Origin of the sequence: Halovibrio salipaludis (genome assembly GCF_002286965.1) — a bacterium.
Classification (GTDB): Bacteria; Pseudomonadota; Gammaproteobacteria; order Pseudomonadales; family Oleiphilaceae; genus Halospina; species Halospina salipaludis.
Genome location: NZ_NSKD01000024.1, coordinates 1 through 808 on the forward strand (window position 1 = coordinate 1; position 808 = coordinate 808).

1 protein-coding gene is annotated in these 808 nt (G+C 60.9%); it reads left to right on the plus strand.

All coding sequences use genetic code 11. The annotated features are described in order from the left end of the window. Positions 1-103: 103 nt before the first annotated feature. Positions 104-808: IS30 family transposase (locus tag CK501_RS16620; RefSeq protein ID WP_143421474.1), on the plus strand; the 705-nt coding region annotated here is incomplete at its 3' end.

Sequence of the window (808 nt, forward strand, 5' to 3'; positions counted from 1 at the left end):
CCTGAATTCAGATAATAACTGCAGCACTTTGGTTTAGCCGGGTAGAGGAAGGAGGGCCGCCGCCGGTACCCTCACCGCCTTTACCGACCAAAGTGAAGAGCAGATGGGATACCGACAACTGACCCAACGACAACGATACCAGATTGAGGCTGGTTTGCAGCACCGCTGCAGCCTTCGTGCGATCGCCCAGCTTGTGGGGTGCAGCAATAGCACCGTTTCGCGTGAGATCCGGCGCAACAGCAGTGCCCATGGCTACTGCCCGGAACAGGCTCAGCGCACCAGCGCGAACCGTCGCCAGAAGGCCCACAAGGCCAGCAAGCGGGCGTGGTCGTTGATGATCTGGGTGAGCAAACGTCTGCGTGAATACTGGAGTCCCGGCCAGATCATCGGGTTCATGCGCCGGGTGGGAAGCTGGCTCATTTCGCATCAATGGATCTATGAGCTGATCTATCGGGACAAGGCAGCGGGCGGCGATCTTTGGCGCTACTGCCGCCAGCCGGGGCGTCGGCGCTATCAGCGTCACCTGGCCAAGCGTGCCGGGCTTGGGCGCATCCCAAATCGGGTTGGCATTGAGCAGCGCCCCGGCGAGGTCGATCGCCGACAAACGCTGGGCCATTGGGAAGGTGATACCGTGCTCCACGGCCATAAGCAATCGGGCCTTGTCACCCTGGTGGAGCGGCGCAGTGGTTACCTTTTGGCTGAACGGCTTGTACAGCTCAAAGCCAGGCCGACAGCCGAGGCGATCATCCGCCAGTTCCGGCCCATAAGAGGCGCGGTGCGCACTCTGACATTGGATAACGGATTTGAG